This window comes from Sideroxyarcus emersonii (genome assembly GCF_021654335.1).
GTDB lineage: Bacteria > Pseudomonadota > Gammaproteobacteria > Burkholderiales > Gallionellaceae > Sideroxyarcus > Sideroxyarcus emersonii.
Genome location: NZ_AP023423.1, coordinates 255,558 through 275,000 on the forward strand (window position 1 = coordinate 255,558; position 19,443 = coordinate 275,000).

General features: G+C 62.9%; 17 protein-coding genes (1 of these 17 cut by a window edge). 9 read left to right on the forward strand and 8 right to left on the reverse strand.

All coding sequences use genetic code 11. The features are described 5' to 3' along the window. Nucleotides 1–45 precede the first annotated feature (45 nt). From L6418_RS01165 to phoR, 3 genes are all read left to right on the forward strand, one after another. The gene (locus L6418_RS01165) at nucleotides 46–1,569 is read left to right on the forward strand and encodes a sodium:solute symporter family protein (RefSeq protein ID WP_237247657.1); all 1,524 of its coding nucleotides are present in this window, start codon (nucleotides 46–48) and stop codon (nucleotides 1,567–1,569) included. 74 nt (nucleotides 1,570–1,643) lie between these two features. Beyond that, the gene (gene phoB / locus L6418_RS01170; protein WP_237247658.1) at nucleotides 1,644–2,333 is read left to right on the forward strand and encodes a phosphate regulon transcriptional regulator PhoB; all 690 of its coding nucleotides are present in this window, start codon (nucleotides 1,644–1,646) and stop codon (nucleotides 2,331–2,333) included. Nucleotides 2,334–2,400: 67 nt separating this feature from the next. Beyond that, a complete protein-coding gene (gene phoR / locus L6418_RS01175) occupies nucleotides 2,401–3,720 on the forward strand; it encodes a phosphate regulon sensor histidine kinase PhoR (RefSeq protein WP_237247659.1) in 1,320 nt (439 codons plus the stop codon). Here the strand turns inward: phoR and L6418_RS01180 are convergent. Both L6418_RS01180 and L6418_RS01185 read right to left on the reverse strand, forming a co-directional pair. Next, nucleotides 3,710–5,326 carry a hypothetical protein gene (locus tag L6418_RS01180; RefSeq protein ID WP_237247660.1) on the reverse strand — a complete coding sequence of 539 codons (1,617 nt, stop codon included), beginning with the start codon at nucleotides 5,324–5,326 and terminating at the stop codon, nucleotides 3,710–3,712. The genes phoR and L6418_RS01180 overlap by 11 nt on opposite strands. Before the next feature lie 8 nt (nucleotides 5,327–5,334). Continuing rightward, nucleotides 5,335–9,207 (reverse strand): DUF3683 domain-containing protein, encoded by a 3,873-nt coding sequence (locus tag L6418_RS01185; RefSeq protein WP_237247661.1) that lies wholly within the window; start codon nucleotides 9,205–9,207, stop codon nucleotides 5,335–5,337. An 88-nt stretch (nucleotides 9,208–9,295) separates the two neighbouring features. Here L6418_RS01185 and thpR point away from each other — a divergent pair, with 88 nt between their 5' ends. Beyond that, the gene (gene thpR / locus L6418_RS01190) at nucleotides 9,296–9,847 is read left to right on the forward strand and encodes an RNA 2',3'-cyclic phosphodiesterase (RefSeq protein WP_237247662.1); all 552 of its coding nucleotides are present in this window, start codon (nucleotides 9,296–9,298) and stop codon (nucleotides 9,845–9,847) included. 2 nt (nucleotides 9,848–9,849) lie between these two features. Continuing rightward, a complete protein-coding gene (locus L6418_RS01195; protein WP_237247663.1) occupies nucleotides 9,850–10,278 on the forward strand; it encodes a pyrimidine dimer DNA glycosylase/endonuclease V in 429 nt (142 codons plus the stop codon). Here L6418_RS01195 and L6418_RS01200 read toward each other — a convergent pair whose 3' ends face one another. Together L6418_RS01200 and L6418_RS01205 are read right to left on the reverse strand one after the other, a co-directional pair. After that, the gene (locus L6418_RS01200) at nucleotides 10,279–11,058 is read right to left on the reverse strand and encodes a ThiF family adenylyltransferase (protein WP_237247664.1); all 780 of its coding nucleotides are present in this window, start codon (nucleotides 11,056–11,058) and stop codon (nucleotides 10,279–10,281) included. Then, complete coding sequence (locus tag L6418_RS01205) at nucleotides 11,055–11,840, reverse strand: TatD family hydrolase (protein ID WP_237247665.1); 786 nt, start codon at nucleotides 11,838–11,840, stop codon at nucleotides 11,055–11,057. The genes L6418_RS01200 and L6418_RS01205 overlap by 4 nt, the downstream gene beginning before the upstream one ends. A gap of 129 nt (nucleotides 11,841–11,969) precedes the next feature. On the opposite strand from L6418_RS01205, the gene aroC reads away from it, so the two are divergent. The 3 genes from aroC to L6418_RS01220 all read left to right on the forward strand — a co-directional run bounded on the left by aroC (nucleotide 11,970) and on the right by L6418_RS01220 (nucleotide 16,093). Then, nucleotides 11,970–13,064: a chorismate synthase gene (gene aroC / locus L6418_RS01210; protein ID WP_237247666.1), complete on the forward strand. Its 1,095-nt coding sequence runs from the start codon at nucleotides 11,970–11,972 to the stop codon at nucleotides 13,062–13,064. A gap of 7 nt (nucleotides 13,065–13,071) precedes the next feature. Further along, nucleotides 13,072–13,641 carry a hypothetical protein gene (locus L6418_RS01215; RefSeq protein ID WP_237247667.1) on the forward strand — a complete coding sequence of 190 codons (570 nt, stop codon included), beginning with the start codon at nucleotides 13,072–13,074 and terminating at the stop codon, nucleotides 13,639–13,641. Nucleotides 13,642–14,434: 793 nt separating this feature from the next. Continuing rightward, nucleotides 14,435–16,093 carry a glycosyltransferase family 39 protein gene (locus L6418_RS01220; RefSeq protein ID WP_237247668.1) on the forward strand — a complete coding sequence of 553 codons (1,659 nt, stop codon included), beginning with the start codon at nucleotides 14,435–14,437 and terminating at the stop codon, nucleotides 16,091–16,093. Nucleotides 16,094–16,111: 18 nt separating this feature from the next. On the opposite strand, the gene L6418_RS01225 is transcribed toward L6418_RS01220, so the two are convergent. From L6418_RS01225 to folB, 3 genes are all read right to left on the reverse strand, one after another. Further along, the gene (locus L6418_RS01225; RefSeq protein WP_237247669.1) at nucleotides 16,112–17,755 is read right to left on the reverse strand and encodes a glycosyltransferase family 39 protein; all 1,644 of its coding nucleotides are present in this window, start codon (nucleotides 17,753–17,755) and stop codon (nucleotides 16,112–16,114) included. 223 nt (nucleotides 17,756–17,978) lie between these two features. Then, nucleotides 17,979–18,200 (reverse strand): 50S ribosomal protein L31, encoded by a 222-nt coding sequence (gene rpmE, locus L6418_RS01230; RefSeq protein WP_237247670.1) that lies wholly within the window; start codon nucleotides 18,198–18,200, stop codon nucleotides 17,979–17,981. A gap of 113 nt (nucleotides 18,201–18,313) precedes the next feature. After that, complete coding sequence (folB, locus tag L6418_RS01235) at nucleotides 18,314–18,670, reverse strand: dihydroneopterin aldolase (RefSeq protein WP_237247671.1); 357 nt, start codon at nucleotides 18,668–18,670, stop codon at nucleotides 18,314–18,316. Between the two features lie 78 nt (nucleotides 18,671–18,748). Here folB and plsY point away from each other — a divergent pair, with 78 nt between their 5' ends. Next, entirely contained in the window at nucleotides 18,749–19,369 is a 621-nt protein-coding gene (gene plsY, locus L6418_RS01240) for a glycerol-3-phosphate 1-O-acyltransferase PlsY (protein ID WP_237247672.1), read from the forward strand. On the opposite strand, the gene tsaD is transcribed toward plsY, so the two are convergent. Then, on the reverse strand, nucleotides 19,357–19,443 hold the end of the coding sequence (gene tsaD / locus L6418_RS01245) for a tRNA (adenosine(37)-N6)-threonylcarbamoyltransferase complex transferase subunit TsaD (protein WP_237248751.1). Its footprint extends 939 nt past the window's final position; the window shows 87 of its 1,026 coding nt (coding positions 940–1,026); its start codon lies beyond the right edge, outside the window; its stop codon occupies nucleotides 19,357–19,359. The genes plsY and tsaD overlap by 13 nt on opposite strands.

The window sequence follows — 19,443 nt, forward strand, 5'->3', positions numbered from 1 at the left end:
AACGCTGCTAAAATAGGCAGCATCGTTCAGTCGCAGGAAACTCTCATGCTGTTGTGGTTTGTCATCGCCTATTGGGTCATTTCGGTCGGCATCGGCCTGTATGCCGCCACGCGCGTGCATAACACCCGCGATTTCGCCATCGCCGGACGCCATCTGCCGTTCTACATGGTCACCGCCACGGTGTTCGCCACCTGGTTCGGCTCGGAGACGGTGCTGGGCATCCCGGCGACTTTCCTGAAGGAAGGACTGCATGGCGTGGTCGCCGATCCGTTCGGCGCATCCATGTGCCTGATCCTGGTCGGGCTGTTCTTCGCCGCGCCGCTGTACCGCATGAACCTGCTGACCATAGGCGATTTCTACAAGAAGAAGTTTGGCCGCAGCGTCGAGATATTGACCACCATTGCCATCGTGATCTCCTACCTGGGCTGGGTGGGTGCGCAGATCACCGCGCTTGGCCTGGTGTTCAACGTGGTGTCCGGCGGCGACATCAGCAAGGTCATGGGTATGTGGATCGGTTCCGGCACCATCCTCGTCTACACTTTTTTCGGCGGCATGTGGGCGGTGGCGATCACCGATTTCATCCAGATGATCATCATCGTCATCGGCATGCTGTTCATCGGTTACGAGATCAGCGGCGAGGTCGGCGGCGTCGGCACGGTGGTCAGTCATGCGGTGCAGGCGGGCAAGTTCGAGTTCTGGCCGGCGCTGGACGCAAAAGAAGTGATCGGCTTCTTCGCCGCGTGGATCACCATGATGTTCGGTTCGATCCCGCAGCAGGACGTGTTCCAGCGGGTGCAGTCGGCCAAGACCGAGAAGATCGCCATCTGGGGCTCGGTGATGGGCGGTGGCCTGTATTTCCTGTTCGCCTTCGTGCCGATGTTCCTGGCCTATTCGGCCACGCTGATCGATCCCAAAATGGTGAACGGCCTGATCGATACCGACCCGCAGATGATCCTGCCGCAACTGATCCTGCGGCCCGAGGTGCACCTGTTCGCCCAGGTGATGTTCTTCGGTGCGCTGCTTTCCGCCATCAAGAGTTGCGCGTCGGCGACTTTGCTGGCCCCTTCCGTCACCTTCAGCGAGAACATCCTGAAGCCGATGATCGGCCACCGGCTGTCGGATCGCAGCATGCTGCATACCATGCGCGGCGTGACGCTGGCATTCACCGTGATCGTCACGCTGTACGCGATGAACTCCAAGGCCAGCATCTTCAAGATGGTGGAGAGCGCCTACCAGATAACGCTGGTCATGGCGTTCGTGCCGCTGGTGGCCGGCCTGTTCTGGAAGCGCTCCACCACCCAGGGAGCGCTGACAGCCATCTTCTGCGGGCTGTCGGTATGGCTGTCCATCCTGGTCTTCGGGCCGGAAGACCCGTTCTTCCCGGCGCAGTTCGCCGGGGTCATTGCCAGTGCCGTCGGCATGGTCATCGGCTCCCTGGTGCCCAGCATCGTTGCCCGCCCGCTGCCGCAGGAACCCGACCATGCCGGCCTGCATCACCTGGCGGCCAGCCATACCGAGCATGTGGCGGAACACCCGCATCACCACCCGCAACGCCAGCAGGAACATTAAGACGAACTGTCATGTTACTGTCATAATTCTTTCATACCATCGCAGCCAGATGAAATGAGACCGATGGAGAGAAGATGACGACCGCGAACATTCTGCTGGTGGAAGACGAGCCGGCGATCCAGGAACTGCTGGCATTCAACGTGGCGCAATGCGGCTTTCGCGCCATCCAGGCGTACGACGTGCCCACCGCGCTGGCCGAGATCAACCGCGCCTTGCCCGACCTCATCCTGCTCGACTGGATGCTGCCCGGCACTTCCGGCGTCGAGATGGCGCGCCGTCTGCGCGCCGATTCGCGCACGCGCGACATCCCCATCATCATGCTCACCGCGCGCACCGACGAGCGCGACAAGATACTGGGCCTGGAATCCGGTGCCGACGATTACATCACCAAACCCTTTTCGCCGCGCGAACTGATGGCGCGCATCCGTGCCGTATTGCGCCGTCGCGCGCCGCAGATGAGCGACGAGACGGTGCGGGTGGAAGGGGTGGAGCTGTCGCCGACCACCCATCGCGTCAGCGCCAACGGCCAGAACGTCGATCTGGGGCCCACCGAATTCCGCCTGCTGCATTTCTTCATGACCCACGTCGAGCGCGTCTACAGCCGCGCGCAGCTGCTCGACCAGGTCTGGGGCGATCATGTGTTCGTCGAGGAGCGTACCGTGGATGTCCATATCCGCCGCCTGCGCCAGGCGCTGGAACCTTCCGGTCTGGACTGCCTGGTGCAGACGGTGCGCGGCAGCGGCTACCGGTTCTCCAGGGAATGACACTGCGTCGAACCACCCGGAGAGCGTCCCCCGTATAATGCTGCCAGTCAATTGTTGAGGTCTCGCTGTGAGCGATTTCTGGCGGCGCGCGCTGGTCTATCCATTCTTCCTGGTCCTGGTCACCCTGTTCGTCTGGGTGACGGCTGGCGCGTTCCCCGCCGCGCTCTTCCTGGCTGCCGGCCTGGCCCTGCGGCTGTATACGCACCTGCGCAACCTCGCCGCTTTCGACCGCTGGGTGTCCGACCCCGACGGGCAGGAAGTGCCGGACGGCACCGCCTTGTGGGAGGATGTCTTCTCGAAACTCAACAAGCTGACCAAGCAGCGCCGCAAGGAACGCGAGCAGCATGCCGATGCGCTGCACCAGATGGAGCAGGCCACCTCGGCGCTGCCCGAAGGGGTGGTGATCCTGGATGAAGCCGACCGCATCGAATGGTGCAACCCGTTGGCCGAACACCATTTCGGCCTCGACAGCGAACGCGACATCGGCCAGCAGATCACCTACCTGGCGCGCCAGCCCGAGTTCGTGGGCTATCTGGAGAAGAACAACTTCACCGAACCGCTGGTGCTACGCGGCGCACGGCACGACGACCTCGTGCTCTCCATCAAGATGATTGCCTATGGCAGCAGCAAGCGGCTGCTGATCAGCCGCGACATCACCCACCTGGAGCGCATCGAGACCATGCGCCGCGATTTCGTCGCCAACGTCTCGCACGAATTGCGCACCCCGCTGACCGTGGTCAACGGTTTCGTCGAGACCATGCAGGACATGCCCAACCTGGAGAACGACATGGCGCGCCGCGCCCTGCAGCTGATGGGCAACCAGACCTCGCGCATGGAAAGCCTGGTGAACGACCTGCTGACCCTGTCGCGGCTGGAGAACGAGCAGAACACCCTGCACGAAGAAGAAGTGGACATACCGAAACTGCTGCGTACGCTGTATGAGGAAGGGCGTTCGTTGAGCAACGGGCAGCACAGGATCCAGCTGAAGGTGGACAGCGAGGCCCGGCTCAGCGGCAGCGCCGACGAATTGCACAGTGCCTTCGGCAACCTGGTCACCAATGCCATCCGCTATACCCCGCCGGGCGGGGAGATCGTGGTGTGCTGGTCGGAACAGCCCGACGGACACACGGTGTTCAGCGTCCGGGACAGCGGCATCGGCATCGCCCCGCAACACATCTCGCGGCTCACCGAACGTTTTTATCGGGTGGACCGCAGCCGCTCGCGCGAGACCGGCGGCACCGGGCTGGGGCTGGCCATCGTCAAGCACATCGTCATCCGCCACCAGGCGCAACTGAATATCATCAGCGAGGAAGGCAAGGGCAGCACGTTCAGCATCGTGTTCCCGGCCAGGCGCCGCCTGGCCGGAGCCGCCGCCGCTAGTTCTTGAGCAGGAAGCTCACGCGCTCGAAATCGACACCCTTGTCCACGCTGATGCCCAGCGTCACGTTCTGCCGCAGGTTGTCGCGGATGGCGATCTCGAGCGGGCGGCCGGCATGGAACCAGTCGCGCGGGATAATCATGCTGGAAGGGATGCGCAGGTTTGCCATCTCCGGCAGCACCAGCGCCGCCGCCGCACCGGAAAGCAGGTTGCCGCTGCTGCCGCCGCGCACGATCACCGCCTGCGGGTTGCCGGGCAGGTAGCGCACGCCAATATACAGCTGGCCGCCGCGCGTGACGCTGACCAGGGTGGTGATGCCCACCTTGTAGGTCGCCTCTTCCGGCCTGTGCACGCAGACGATCTGGTTCACGCCGAGACGCACGTTCGAGCTCGTTTTGCGCAGCAGGCGGCCGTGCAGCAGGCTGTCTTCCTCCACCATCCATTCGTCCACCAGGAAACCCAGCTCTTCCAGGTTGTGGCGGTCGGTCTGGTCGAGCACGCGGCCGAAGGTCTCGATCTGCCGCTGTGCCTCCTTGTTGGCGATGTCGAGGTTGAGCGCCTGTTTGAACGGTTTGCGCGCGATATGCGAATAGATGCTTTCGAGGCCGTTGCACAGCTGTGCAGCGGGGGCTGCGCGCGGCTCATCGGCCAGCGATTCGGCACGATGCTCGCACCAGCAGGCATGCAATCGTTTCAGCAGGTCGATGCAATCCTTGCTGTTCAGCTCGTCGCCCAGCTCGTTCTGCTGCGGAGACTGGCCCTGCTGCAGCAGGATGGTCTTGACGCGGATCAGCTTGGACAGCGGGACCATCGCCAGGAAGCGCATGCTGTCGGCCGACGTCGCGTGCTGTATGGGAACCAGCCCGCGCGTTCCGGCCAGGTCGACCGCCAGCGGTGGCGCGTCCTCCCGGCTCATGCTGCAACGCGAATCGATGGAGAGCGTATCTCCCCAGATATCCAGCCAGCGGTCGACGATATGCCACTGGCTGCGCGACAGGCCGAGCAGCCTCGCGCGGTGCAGCAGCAGCGTCTTGACGTAAAGCGTGCGGCAGGAAGTGGCATGACCGGAGCGATTGAATTTGTCGGCAACCTCGGTCAGCTGCAATTCCTGTTCCTCGGCATGCGCATACAGGGTGTGGAAATCCAGCCAGGTTTCTCCGTCCGGTTCGTAGCCGGCGCGCAGGAAATCGCCGATCTGCAGGCTGCCGTACAGCAGGCAGCGGTGCGACAGCAGTGCGGCCTCGGCGGCGAGCGACGAATCGCCGTGCTCCAGCGATTGCTGGCAGCGCAGATAGCCGTTCAGCATGCTCTGCCACAGGCTGCGCAGGGCGATGAGCGTGGTGAATTCATCGTCGGTGAGCGGGAGTTTCTTGCTGGCCAGCTTCTTGGCGAAATCGCCTTGCACCGTGCTGACGGTCTCGCGCAGCACTTCCAGCGTCTGCAGGCGGTCCTTGCCGCGCAGGGGGAAGCGGTTGAACTCGTCCAGCTGGGTGCGCAGCGTGCCGTGCGCCAGCGTCAGATTGGTCAGCTGAAACTGGCTCAGCCATCCGGTGCACGAGGACGCATCCTTGAAGGCGGGTTTGGCAAGGTCGTCGGTCGGTTCCAGGGGCAGCATGTTCACTCCTATAGCAGCACGCGTTCGATACCGCCATTGTTGGCGTTCGCCACATAGTCTTCCAGCCAGGCCGGGCCGAGCAGATGTTTGGCCATCTCCACCACGATGTAATCGGTGGTGGTGCCGGCATCGTCGGCGTAACGGCTCAGGCCTTGCTGGCAGGCCGGGCAGGAGGTGAGGATCTTCACCTCGCCCCCGAAGCCGTCGGCGCGCAGGGCATCCGCACCCTTGCGCATCTCTTCTTCCTTGCGGAAGCGCACCTGGGTGGCGATATGCGGCACGCTCGTGCCGAAAGTGCCGGCCTCGCCGCAGCAGCGGTCGTTCAGCGCCACCGGCGCTGCCATCAATTCGCTCGCCACCTTGAGCGGGGCATAGGTCTTCATCGGCGAGTGGCAGGGGTCGTGATACATGTAGCGGGTGCCCTGCACGCCCTGCAGCCTGACACCTTTTTCCAGCAGGTATTCGTGGATGTCGAGCAGGCGGCAGCCGGGGAAGATCTTCTCGAACTGGTATTTCAGCAGCTGGTCCATGCAGGTGCCGCAGGATACGATCACCGTCTTGATGTCCAGGTAGTTCAGCGTATTGGCCACGCGGTGGAACAGCACGCGGTTGTCGGTGGTGATCTGGTTGCCCTTGTCCTCGAAGCCGGCTGAGGTCTGCGGATAGCCGCAGCACAGGTAGCCGGGCGGCAGCACGGTGATCGTGCCGATCTCGTACAGCATCGCCTGCGTTGCCAGGCCCACCTGGCCGAACAGGCGCTCCGAGCCGCAGCCGGGGAAATAGAACACCGCCTCGGATTCCTCGCTCACCTTGCGCGGGTTGCGGATCACCGGCACGATGGTGTTGTCCTCGATGTCGAGCAGCGCGCGCGAGGTCTTCTTCGGCAGTCCGCCCGGCATCGGCTTGTTGACGAAGTGGATCACCTTGGCCTGGATCGGCGGCTTGCCCACGGTGGCCGGCGGATGCGCCACCTGCTGGCGGAACAGCCCGAGGTGCCTGGCGATACGGTAGCCGAAGCGCTGTGCCTTGTAGGCCCACTCGATCATCACCTTGCGCAGAAGCTTGATGGTGACCGGGTCGGTGCTGTTCAGGTACAGCATGGAGGCGGCGGTGACCGGGCTGAAATTCCTTTGCCCCTGCTTGCGCAGGAAGTTGCGCATCGCCACCGACACGTCGCCGAAATCGATGTCCACCGGACAGGGCTTGAGGCATTTGTGGCAAACGGTGCAGTGATCGGCCACATCGTTGAACTCGTCGAAGTGGGCGATGGAGATGCCGCGCCGCGTCTGTTCCTCGTACAGGAAGGCCTCGATCAGCAGCGAGGTGGCCAGGATCTTGTTGCGCGGCGAGTAGAGCAGGTTGGCGCGCGGCACATGCGTGGTGCACACCGGCTTGCACTTGCCGCAGCGCAGGCAGTCCTTGATCGAATCGGAGATGTCGCCCAGCTCGCTCTTTTCCAGGATCAGGCTTTCCAGCTCCATCAGGTTGAAGCTGGGCGTGTAGGCGTGCTCCAGGTTGCTGCCGGGCAACAGCTTGCCCTTGTTGAAATGCCCGTGCGGATCGACCTTCTGCTTGTAGGCGACGAAGGGCGCGACTTCCTGCTGTTCGAGGAAGTCGAATTTGGTGATGCCGATGCCGTGCTCGCCGGAGATCACGCCGCCCAGGTCCTTGGCCAGCTTCATGATGCGATCCACCGCGCCGTAGGCCTGCTGCAGCATGGCATAGTCGTCGGAGTTGACCGGGATGTTGGTGTGCACGTTGCCGTCGCCGGCGTGCATGTGCAGCGCCACGAACACGCGGCTTTTCAGCACGCGCTGGTGGGTGGCATCGCATTGTTCGAGGATGGGCAGGTAGGTGCTGCCGCTGAAGATATGGCGCAGCGGTTCGCGCAGTTCGCGCTTCCACGAAGCACGCAGATTGTGGCTTTGCACTTCCTGGAAAACGGTGGCGTCTTTACTCAAGGGTTGAGCAGAGCTGAGGCCGTGAAGCGTCGCGGCTGCAGCATATTCGTCCAGATTGTTCAGTAGCCAGTGCCAGCGTTTGCGCACTGTGGCCAGCAGTTCGCGCGCTAGTTGCGGGCGGTTGCCTAGCAGTTCCGCATCGCCTAGCTGCGCATCATCCTGATAGCGCAGCGGCAGTTCGCCCGCGAAGAATTCATCCAGTGCGTCCAGCAGCCTGATCTTGTTGTCGAGCGACAGCTCGATGTTGATGCGCTCCACGCCGTCGCAGTAATCGCCCATGCGCGGCAGCGGGATCACCACGTCCTCATTGATCTTGAACGCGTTGGTGTGTTTCGCGATGGCGGCGGTGCGGGCGCGGTCCAGCCAGAATTTCTTGCGCGCTTCGGCCGACACGGCGATGAAGCCTTCGCCGTGGCGCAGGTTGGCCAGGCGCACGATCTCGGATGCCGCTTCGCCCGCCGCACGTTCGTCGTCGCTCACCACGTCGGCGACCAGCACCATCTTCGGGCGCGTGCCGCGCTTGGATTTGGTGGCGTAGCCCACCGCCTTCAGGTAGCGCTCGTCCAGGTGCTCCAGTCCCGCCAGCAACACCGGCGCAGCGGTGACGCTGCGGCCGTTGAACATCGAGGTGATCTCCACGATGGCCGGGACCGCCTCGTGCACCTGGCCGAAGAATTCCAGGCACACGGTGCGCGTGAACTGGTGCTCGCGGTGCAGGATGAAGCGTGCCGAGGTGATGATGCCGTCGCAGCCTTCCTTCTGGATGCCGGGCAGGCCGGAGAGGAATTTGTCGGTGACGTCCTTGCCCAAGCCTGTCTTGCGGAAACTGCCGCCGGGGATGGTCAGGATCTCCGGCTCGCCGTGGGGGGTCTTGCCGTCGGCTTCGAAGCGCGAGATGCGGAAACGCGCTTCCGCGGCATCGTGGATCTTGCCGAGGTTGTGGTCGAGCCGCTCAACCAGCATCCACAGCCCGTCCGGCGTGACCATCTTCCACGAGACCAGGTTGTCCAGCGCCGTGCCCCACAGCACGGCCTTTTTGCCGCCCGCGTTCATCGCCACATTGCCGCCGATGCAGGAGGCGTCGGCCGAAGTCGGGTCGACCGCGAACACCAGCTTGGCGGTTTCCGCCGCTTCCATCACGCGGCGGGTCACCACGCCGGCGCCGCAGTGGATGGTGGCGTAGGGGGCGCTCAGGCCCGGCAGCGTCAGGTATTCGACCGGCGACAGCGCATCCAGCTTCTCGGTGTTGATGACGGCGGACAGTTTGGTGAGCGGGATCGCGCCGCCGGTATAGCCGGTGCCGCCGCCGCGCGGGATCAGCGTCAGGCCGAGCTCGATGCAGGAGCGTACCAGCGGAGCGATCTCTTCTTCGCTGTCCGGGTTCAGCACCACGAACGGATATTCCACGCGCCAGTCGGTGGCGTCGGTCACATGCGAGACGCGCGCCAGCCCGTCGAACTGGATGTTGTCCTTGCGGGTGATGCGGCTCAGGCTGCGCAGTACGCGCTTGCGCAGCTGCAGCGTGTGTTCGAACCCGGCTGCGAACTGGTCGACAGCGGCATGGGCGAGATCGAGCAGGCGCTTCACTTTCCGGGTGCGCCCGCTTTCCGTTTCAGCGGCGGCGTGGTCGATGTCCTGGCGCCGGGCCTCGATGGCGCCCAGGCGATGGCGCAATGCGCCGATCAGGGCTTCGCGCCGCTTGCGGTTGGCGAGCAGGTCGTCTTCCAGATACGGGTTGCGGATGATCACCCAGATGTCGCCGAGCACTTCGTACAGCATCTGTGCCGAGCGCCCGGTGCGGCGCTCCTTGCGCAAGGTGTTGATGATGTCCCATGCCTCGCTGCCCAAGAGGCGCAGCACGATCTCGCGGTCGGAGAAAGAGGTGTAGTTGTAAGGGATTTCGCGCAAGCGTGCGGTCATGATGTTTCGCAGTTCAGCAAGGGATGCATTCTACCGCATCATGCGGCATTGCTCGACCCCGAACGGGGTATGGAGTTAGCATTCCCGCATGTCTGCGATCCAGCAACAAAAACGGCGGCTGTTCTTTGCGCTCTGGCCGGGCGCCGCGGAGCGTGCCGCGCTCGCTGCGTGGCAGCCGCCGCTGCGCGAATTGTGCGGCGGCCGGATCATGCGCCCGGATACCCTGCACCTCACCCTGGTATTCCTCGGCGAAGTGGCGGAACACCGCCTGCAGGCAGCGTGCCTCGCGGCGCAGGAAGCGGACTTCCGCAGGTTCGACCTGCAGCTGGCGACGGCGCATTACTGGGGGCATAACCATATCGTCTATGCGACGCCGGCGGCAGTCCCTGCAGCGCTGGCCGCATTGGCGGGAGGGCTGGAGCATGGCCTGCGCAGGCATGGCTTCCATTTCGAGCAACGGCCATACAAGCCGCACGTCACCCTGTTGCGCAATGCGAAACGGAGCGACGCCGATCTGCCGCCCATGCCCGCCGTGCGCTGGCCGGTGCACGATTTCGTGCTGGTGCAGTCGCTGTCCGGTGCGCAGGGCGCGCATTACGAGGTGCTGGCCAGGTTCGGCCGAAGATCGACAGGAGAATAAACATGCGTCTGTGGTCGCTGCATCCGCAGTATCTCGATGCCAAGGGGCTGGTCGCCCTGTGGCGCGAGGGCCTGCTGGCGCAAAAGGTGCTGGCAGGCAACACCCGGGGGTACCGCAACCATCCGCAGCTGCACCGCTTCAAGGCTTGCGGCGATCCTGCGGCGGCGATCGCCGCGTATCTGGCCGAGGTGCAGCGCGAAGCGGCGCGGCGCGGTTACCGCTTCGATGCCGGCAAGATCGCGCCGCACGGTGCGGCGAAACAAATCAAGGTGACGACGGGGCAGCTCGCCTATGAGCTGGCGCACCTGAAAGCCAAGCTCGATGTGCGCGACCCGGCAGCCTGCGCAAGGTTGCCGCAGCCTGAAGCCGCACTGGTCCACCCGTCGTTCAGGGTGGTTCCCGGCGGGATCGAGGCGTGGGAGGTGGTGTGATCAACCCGGCGATGCGGCGTGCTGCGCCAGCAACCTGTCCAGGCACCATGCCGCCGCCGCAAGGCCCATGGCCGCGGTGACGGTGACCGCCGAGCCGTAGCCGGAGCAGCTCAGGTCGCTGGTCGAACAGGACGCATTGCGCCGGGACGGCTCTTCCAGGTAGATGCAGGTCACGCCGAACTTGCCGTTCTTGCGCGGCTGGATGTCGAGCGATTTCTTCAGCAGGTTGCGGATGCGCGCCAGCAGGGCATCGTGGGTGGCATGTGCCAGGTCATCCCGCCGCAGCTTGAGCGGGTCGCACTTGCCGCCGGCGGCGCCGCACACCACCAGCCTGATCTTGTTGAAGCGCGCATGGGCGATCAGTGCCGCCTTGACCCTGGCCTCGTCGCAGGCATCGATCACCGCATCGAATCCCCCGGCCGGGATCAGCTGCGACAGATTCTCCCCGCTCAGGAATTCCTCGATGGCCGTCACCCGGCAATCGGGATTGATGTCGCGGATGCGCGATTGCAGCGCCAGCACCTTCGCTTCGCCCAGCGTGCTGTCCAGCGCCTGGATCTGGCGGTTCACGTTCGACACCGCGATCTGGTCGAAATCGATCAGCGTGATGTTGCCGATGCCGCTGCGCGCCAGCGCTTCGACCGCCCACGAACCCACTCCGCCGACGCCCACCACCGCCACGCGGCTGCGGTGCAGCGCCATGCGCGCACCTTCGCCGTAGAGGCGGTCGAGGCCGCCGAAGCGGCGGTCATGGCTGTCGTCGAGCGGATGCTGGTTCATGTTGCGGATGTGGGCGGGGCGAGTTGCGGAAGTACGGACGATACATTCTCCGTGGTGATGCGCGCAATCTCCTCCGCCTGCATCCCGCGCAATTGCGCCAGCGTCGCGGCGATGCGCGGCAGGTATTCCGGCTTGTTCGGCTGTCCGCGTTCGAGGAAATCCGGCGGGATGTCCGGCGCATCGGTCTCCAGCACGATGCTGTCCAGCGGCAGGGTGGCGGCGAGTTCGCGCAGCCGGGTGGCGCGCGAATAGGTCATCGCGCCGCCGAAGCCGAGCTTGAAGCCGAGCTTGATGAATTCGTCCGCCTGCTGGCGGCTGCCGTTGAAGGCGTGGGCGATGCCGCCGCGCACCCTGATCTGGCGCAGGTGCTTGAGGATGCTGTCCTGTGCACGGCGGATGTGCAGCAGCACGGGCAGGTCGAATTCTTTCGCCAGCCTCAGTTGTTCGACGAAAAAATATTCCTGCCGTTCGCGGTCGTAGTGGTCGATGAAGAAGTCCAGGCCGATCTCGCCGACGGCGACGGCCGCATGGCGCTGCAGGCAGGCGCGCAAGGTTGCCAGGTCGCCGGGGCCGGCATCGTCCGTGTACATCGGGTGGATGCCGTAGGCCGGCGCGCAGCCAGGGTATCGTTCGCACAGTGCACGCACCGTATCGAAATTGCCGCGCGCCACCGACGGCACGACGATGCGCTGTACGCCCGCCGCGTATGCGGCTTGCACCAGTGCGTCTTGCGCGCCGCCGAATTCGGCGGCGTCCAGGTGGCAGTGGGTGTCTATGTACACTTTACCGGCTCGGCCATGATGAAGATGCGGCGCCGTTTGAGTTGGGCTGGTCGAAACGCATGAATCGCCTCTCCGTTCTGTCGGGGGCGCTATGTTAAACTTGCCCCATCAATTAAGCGAGACGACGCCATGTCTGGAAACACTTTCGGTACCCTCTTCAGCGTCACCACTTTCGGCGAATCGCACGGCAAGGCGATCGGCTGCATCGTGGACGGATGCCCGCCCGGACTGGAACTGAGCGAAGCCGACGTTCAGCCCGACCTGGACCGCCGCCGCCCCGGCACCTCGCGCCATGTCACGCAGCGCCGCGAGACCGACACGGTGGAGATCCTCTCCGGCGTGTTCGAAGGCAAGACCACCGGTACCCCCATTGCAATGATCATCCGCAACGAAGACCAGCGCAGCAAGGATTACGGCAACATCGCCGACACCTTCCGCCCCGGCCACGCCGATTACACCTACTGGCAGAAATTCGGCATCCGCGACCACCGCGGTGGCGGCCGCGCTTCGGCGCGCGAGACGGCGGCGCGGGTGGCTGCCGGCGCCATTGCCAGGAAATGGCTGAACCAGCGCTACGGCGTCGTGGTGCGCGGCTACCTGGCGCAACTCGGCGAGATCAAGGTTCCGTTCAAGGACTGGAGCGACGTGAACGCATCCGGCAACAGCTTCTTCGTCGCCGATGCCAGCTATGTCCCGCGCCTGGAAGAATACATGGATGCGCTGCGCAAATCGGGCGACTCCATCGGCGCGAGGCTCGCGGTGGTGGCGCATAACGTGCCGGTGGGCTGGGGCGAGCCGGTGTTCGACCGCCTGGATGCCGACATCGCGCATGCGCTGATGAGCATCAACGCGGTGAAGGGCGTGGAGATCGGCGCGGGATTCGCGTGCGTCACGCAGCGCGGCAGCGAACACGGCGACGAATTCACCCCGGACGGTTTCCTGTCCAACAACGCGGGCGGCATCCTCGGCGGCATTTCCACCGGGCAGGACGTGGTGGCGCACTACGCCATCAAGCCGACCTCCAGCATCCGGCTCGAACGTAATTCCATCGACAAGGATGGCAATGCGGTGAAAGTTTCCACCGAGGGGCGGCATGATCCCTGCGTCGGCATTCGCGCCACGCCGATCGCGGAGGCGATGCTGGCGCTGGTGCTGATCGACCATGCGTTGAGGCATCGGGGGCAGAATGGGGATGTGGTTTGTGAGACGCCGAAGTTGCGTTAATTTAACGATGAACCCAAACAAGGTTTACGGCGACCTCATAAACTCGGCAAGTGGAGCAAAAACCCATTACGAAGTCTGGTGGGCTCAAGCCAGCAGAGCCCGGCCCGAGTATGTGGGCGTGATGAATAGGCATAGCGATTTTTTTCGTGCCTCATATCATGCCCATTACACATCTTTTTTTGTATGTCTTGCACATCTGTTTGACAGACGCACCGATTCGTCATCTATCCCCACATTCTTTACCGCTGTGCGCCCTACAATTGCCCCCACTACTCTGCAAGCACTAGAAGCTCGTTTTGAGGTGCTTGCGAAAAGGGCTAGGCCTCTGGTTGAAGTGCGTCATAAAACGGTAGCGCATATTGATGCGAAACTGACAGAAAAGGATGTGTTCGCACCGTTGAGCATAACTTGGAACGAGATACGCGAAATCATCTACGACACCTGTCGATTTGTTGAAGAACTTAATCCGACGCAAATGACACCTGATGTTGGGCAAATTGGGATACCTCGTGACGAGCGCCTAATTGAGGCAACAATGAAACTCATTCGTGAACTTGCCGATACTCAAAAAAGGTAGCAAGCATAGGATGGAGAGTAAAGCGATACCCATCGAAAACCGTCGGGGGTAGCCCGACAGCTAGTCACTTTTCTTGTCTTGCCAAGAAAAGTAACCAAAAGAAGTCGCCCCCGGTGCGCCGCCCACTTCGTGGGTTCCCTGCGTTGCTCGAACGTCCGGGCCTCCTCATAAACTCGCACGACCCGCTCGCGGTCACGTGCTCAAACATATTCGTCGGACTGCCCCCGGCCGTCCTGCGCTACTCGGCGGCGCACAGGGGAAAGAAAGTCAAAAGCGGTTTTGTGTGGGCATAGCCCACGCTTTTGTTTGTGAGTAGATGGGCGCTTTGCGCCCATCTATGGGGTTGGTTTTGATTTTGGGTTTTCGCTTTACCTTCCCCTCATTCGCCACCGAGTAGCACAGGCTGGTCAGGGGATGTCGGCGAGCACTGTTTGAGCACGTGGCCGCGCAGCGGATCGTGCGAGTTGCGCAGCCGCCTGACCTGCCGAGCAACGCAGGGAATCCCGAAGGGATGGCGGATTGGGGTCGCCTTTTCTTGGGTTACTTTCTTTTGGCGAAGCAAAAGAAAGTGACTAGCTGTCGGGCTACCCCCGACGGTTTTGGGTTTGAAAGGAAGAGGAAATACAACGACTCTTCCCTCCCCCTGGCCCTGATGGAACTACTAGCCATTCGACTAAGCTGCCAAACGACGTCAGCCAAGTCGCTGGTTATCTCTCAGAGGGAGCGGGAACTCGGCATGCTCACCGCGAATGGGGAGTTTGGCGAAAACAAATATAAAGGTAGCATTGCACCCATGAACCTCACTCACATCAAAAGCCTCACCCTCTTCACGTTGCTCATCAACGCCGCCGCCATGCTTTCCCCCATCATCAACGGCGGCGATTCCATCACCTATGCCGCCCTGTCCCAGCACATCGCGCTGAATAACGACTGGGCCAACCTGGTGCTGGACGGCAAGGACTGGCTGGACAAGCCGCACATGCCGTTCTGGATCACGGCGCTGTCGTTCAAGCTTGGCGGCGTCAGCGCGTTCACTTACATCCTGCCGGGCTTCCTGTTCCACCTGATCGGCGGCTACTACACTTACCGCATCGCGCGCCTGTTCTACGGACGTGAAACGGCATGGCTGTCGGTGCTGGTCTATGTGTCGGTGTATCACCTGATGGATTCTTCCATCGAGGTGAAGGCGGAGACCTACCTGACCGGGTTCATCATGGGCGCTTGCTATTACTGGCTGCGTTACGACGCCCAGGCCAAATTGAAATACCTGCTGCTTGGCGCGCTGTTCAGCGCCTGTGCGGTGATGACCAAGGGCGTGTTCACGCTGATCACCATCACCAGCGGGCTGGTGTGCATGTGGATGTACCGGCAGCAGTGGAGCAAATTGTGGCGCGGCAAGTGGCTGCTGGCGCTTGCGCTGACGCTGCTGTTCACCGCGCCGGAGGTGATTGCGCTGTACCGGCAGTTCGATATGCACCCGGAAAAGGTGGTGTTCGGACAGACGAATGTCTCCGGCATCAAGTTCTTCCTGTGGGACAGCCAGTTCGGGCGCTTCTTCAATACCGGACCGATCAAGAACACCAACGGCAATCCGTTCTATTTCGTGCTGGTGTTCCTGTGGGCGTTCCTGCCGTGGGTGGCGGTGTTCGTGGCGTCCATGGTTTCCGGCGTGCGCAAGTTCGCGGTGCGCAGCGCCGACGAGCGTGCCAGCTTCGTGTTCCTGTGCGGCTCGTTCTTCATCACCTTCGGGTTGTTCAGTGCCACCAGCTTCCAGCTCGATCACTACACGGTGATCCTGTTTCCGTTCGCCGCCATCCTGTGCGGCAAGTTCCTGCAAGACTGGCTGGCGATGCAGGGTGGTCGCGCGCTTGTTGCCGTGCAGCTGGCGCTGACGATCCTGCTGGTTGGTCTGGCGCTGGGGTTGGGCGCGTATGTGAACAGGCCAGTGATACTGGCCGTGGTGCTGGCGATGCTGGCTGTCTTGCTGGGCTATGCCTATGCCACGCGCAGGCAGCTGCGTGCCGGTGCGGTGCTGGCGTATCCGGTGTTCGGCATCGCGATGCTGTATGCGTTCCTGGTGCTGACGAATGCGCTGACCTTCGTTGCCGTCGGCGTCGCGCACAATGCCAGCATGCAGCTGGCGGGCAAACCGGAAGCGCCGGTCTATGTGTACCGCATGGACATCGTGGCGCGCGAACTGGGGTTGTATAGCCGCCTGCCCTGCCATGCGGTGGACGATGCGGCACAGTTGCCGCAATCGGGACGATATTACCTGCTGGTTGGCGCCGGCGATATGGCGCAGCTGGCAGGGCGGCTGGGCAACATCGCACAGGTGGGGCAGGGCCGCTGGGTGGTGCACAAGACCGGCACCTTCCCGCGCTTCCTGCGGCTGGCCAAAGGCGCCGAGCTGCTGGAGGATATCCGCATCGTGCTGGTTGTCGGCGCCCAGTGAGGACGGGTGCGCCCGGCGTTATTGCCTGATGCGCCGATACAGCCGGAAGCGTTCGTTCTGGTCGCCCTTGCGTTCGCCTTCCCAGATCTTGTCCCAGCCGATCTCGTCTTCGATTGGTTTCGAGAGGCGATCGCCCTGCACCAGCAGGAGGTCGCACACATGCGAGGCATTGCGGCGAGTACTGATGGCGCCGAAATATTGCAGCATTGCGCGCTGGCTGTCGCCGAGGCGCACCCCGGCGATGCAATTGTATTTCTGCGGCAGGGTCGCCTTGAGGTCTTCGACCATATGGCGGTAACTCTTGCCGCTATCCAGCCAGGGCAGCCACAAGGTCATGGCGAGTATCCATAGCAGGGTGATGCCGGCCGCCCAGTTGATGAGGGAACGGCGCACCGAGCGGCCGACCCGCCATACCAGCACGATCCACATGACGGTGACGGTGACGGCGATCCAGAACGGGAGTGCCTGGAAATCGGGCTCGAAGCCCGGTTGATAGTTCTTCAGCCAATGGGTGATCTTGGCGTTGTTGTCGAGCAGCAGGCCGGCCCAGCCCCACCACAGTGCGATGGCGAGCAGCGCGAAGGTCATGATGCCGAACCAGTCCAGCGCATTCGCGGCGCCGCGCCGTACGGTGGCCAGCGCGGCGGTGGCCAGCAGTGCGATCGGCAGCAGCATGGGCAGGCCGTTCTGGTCGTTGATGTCGGGCACGAAACTCAACAGCAGCAGCATGACGATGAAGCTGGTCAGCAGCAGCTGGAACTCCGGCTGCTGGCGTATGCGTTTGCGCGCCTCCCATACCGTCCAGGTCGCCAGCGGTGCGGCCGGCCAAGCCAGCCAGGGCAGGGATTTCAGGTAGTACAGCGACTCGCGGAAATCGCCGCTGCGGGCATAGCCGAACCAGCGGCCGATGTTGCGCGTCCAGATCCACTCGGTGAACAGTTGCGGCGAATGCTGGAACAGCAGCCAGGGCCAGACGACGAACCACGGCAGTGCACAGAGCAGTGCGATGGCCAGCGTGGTGAAGTATCCGCGCGTGCGCCAGTTGCGGAACAGCAGCAGGCCGAGGCTGATCAGCAGGAACAGCATCGGTGCGATGAAGCCCTTGCTCATGAAGCCGATGCCCAGGCCGATGCCGATGAGCACTCCTCCCAATTTGGCGCGGCGCAGGCTGAGCGCATAGCCGTACAACATCATGGCGCAGCCGGTGAGCAGGGCGTTGTCGGTGAGGATCTCGTGCGCGCGCACCAGCATGCCAAGGCAGCCGATGAGGATGATGGCGGCTGGCCAGCCGCGGTTGTTGCCGAACAGTTCGCGTCCGCCCAGGCCGACGAACAGCAAGGTGAGCGCGGTATAGAAACCGGTCGCCAGGCGTGCGCCGTCATGCAGCGGCAGCAGCGGGGCGAGCGTCTTGGCGAACAGCGCGGCCGTCCAGTAATACAGCGGCGGCTTGTCCAGGTAAGGTTCGCCCGCCAGCGTGGGGACGATCCAGTCGTGGTTCTGGATGATGTGGTAGATGAGGCCGAAGCTGTAGGCTTCGTCCGGTTTCCACGGATCGTGCCCGAACAGGCCGGTGAGCAACCAGGCTGCGCACAGCAGGAACAGGAAACTTGCCTTGAGCGGGGTGATCTCGGGCTCTTTCAGCTTGGTGTAGTAGGCGTACATCTGGTTCTATGCGATGAGCTTGAGTGTCGGTCCGTGCGGCTGTCGCGCGCCAAAGGGGCGCAGGAAACTGTGCGCATTCTTACCTAATGGCCGGCTTTGCGCCAGCCAGGCATGGCGCCGCCTTTGCGGATGGGGCGTTGGCTGCGGGTTTGCGCAGGGGGCGACGGGAAACAAAAAAGGCAGCGAAAGCTGCCTTTTTGATTCGTGCTGACGACGCAGTTCCTTATGCGGCAGTCTTGGCGCCGGCACCGTATTTGTTGCGGAACTTCTCGATGCGGCCGGCGGTGTCCACGATCTTCTGGGTGCCGGTATAGAACGGGTGGCACTCGGAACACACTTCGACATGCAACTCCGGCTTGCCGATGGTGGAGCGGGTCTTGAACTTGTTGCCGCAGCTGCAGGTCACGGCGATCTCGTTGTATTCAGGGTGAATGGCGGCTTTCATTTTGTCTTCCTTGCTAAAGTTGGGCGCGGCAGGTGTACGCGCACGGATTCCGTTTAAGGGGGGCGCATTATCCATAAAAAGAGGGGGTTGGGCAAATCCTTCTTGCGCGGGCGCTAGCGGACCTGGCCGCGTTCGATGCTGATGCCGACCTGCTTGCAGTTGCGGATGGCCTGCAGTTTGGCGACGCTGACCCGGACCCAGGGGGCGTTGAAGTCCTTGAGGATGATCTGGGCGATGTGCTCGGCCAGGGTTTCGAGCAGGGAAAAATGGCCGTCGCTCAAGACGGTCTGGATATGTTGCGCGACCTGGGCGTAGTCCAGCGCGTCGCCGATGTCGTCGCTTTGGCAGGCGCGGCTGTTGGGCAGGGCGATCTCCAGATCCAGCTGCAGTGTCTGCGGGACGCGCTTCTCCCATTCGTAGATGCCGATGAGGGTGACGACTTTGAGTTCGCGCAGAAAGATGATGTCCATAAGGTGTGGGGTTGTTCGTTTGGTGGCAATGGCGCATTCGAGTAAAATCCGCCGCCTCGCATTTTAAGGTATTCCCAGATGACCACCCTAATCTTTGTTGCAGGCGCTTACCTGATCGGTTCGGTTTCCTTTGCCGTCCTGATGAGCAGGGCGTTCGGCCTCGCCGACCCGCGCACTTACGGTTCCGGCAATCCCGGTGCGACCAATGTGCTGCGCAGCGGCAAGAAGGCGGCGGCGGCGCTGACCCTGATCGGCGACGCCGCAAAGGGCTGGCTGGCGGTATTCCTGGCGATCCGGTTCGCGCCGCATGATGCGGATGGCCTGATGCTGGTGGCGCTGGTCGCCCTGGCGGTGTTTCTCGGCCACGTGTTCCCGATCTTCCTGAAGTTCAAGGGCGGCAAGGGGGTGGCGACGGCGCTGGGGGTGTTGCTGGCGTTGAACGGCTGGCTGGGATTGGCTGTGCTGGGTACCTGGCTGCTGGTTGCGGTGGTGTTCCGTTATTCCTCGCTGGCAGCCCTGGTGGCGGCGATCGCCGCGCCGGTGTTTGCCATGCTGATCCAGTTGCGTCCCGAACTGGTGATGACGACGGCGATCATGTCGATGCTGCTGATCTGGCGCCATAAAGGCAACATCCAGAATCTGATGACGGGCAAGGAAAGCAGGATCGGCAGCAAGAAGGCCGATTCTCAGTCGGCGTAATTCAGATCGCGCAAGTCCCAGCGCGGTTTCACGTTGAAGCGGTAGTCGCGTTGCGCGGCTTGCTGCTGCAGGCG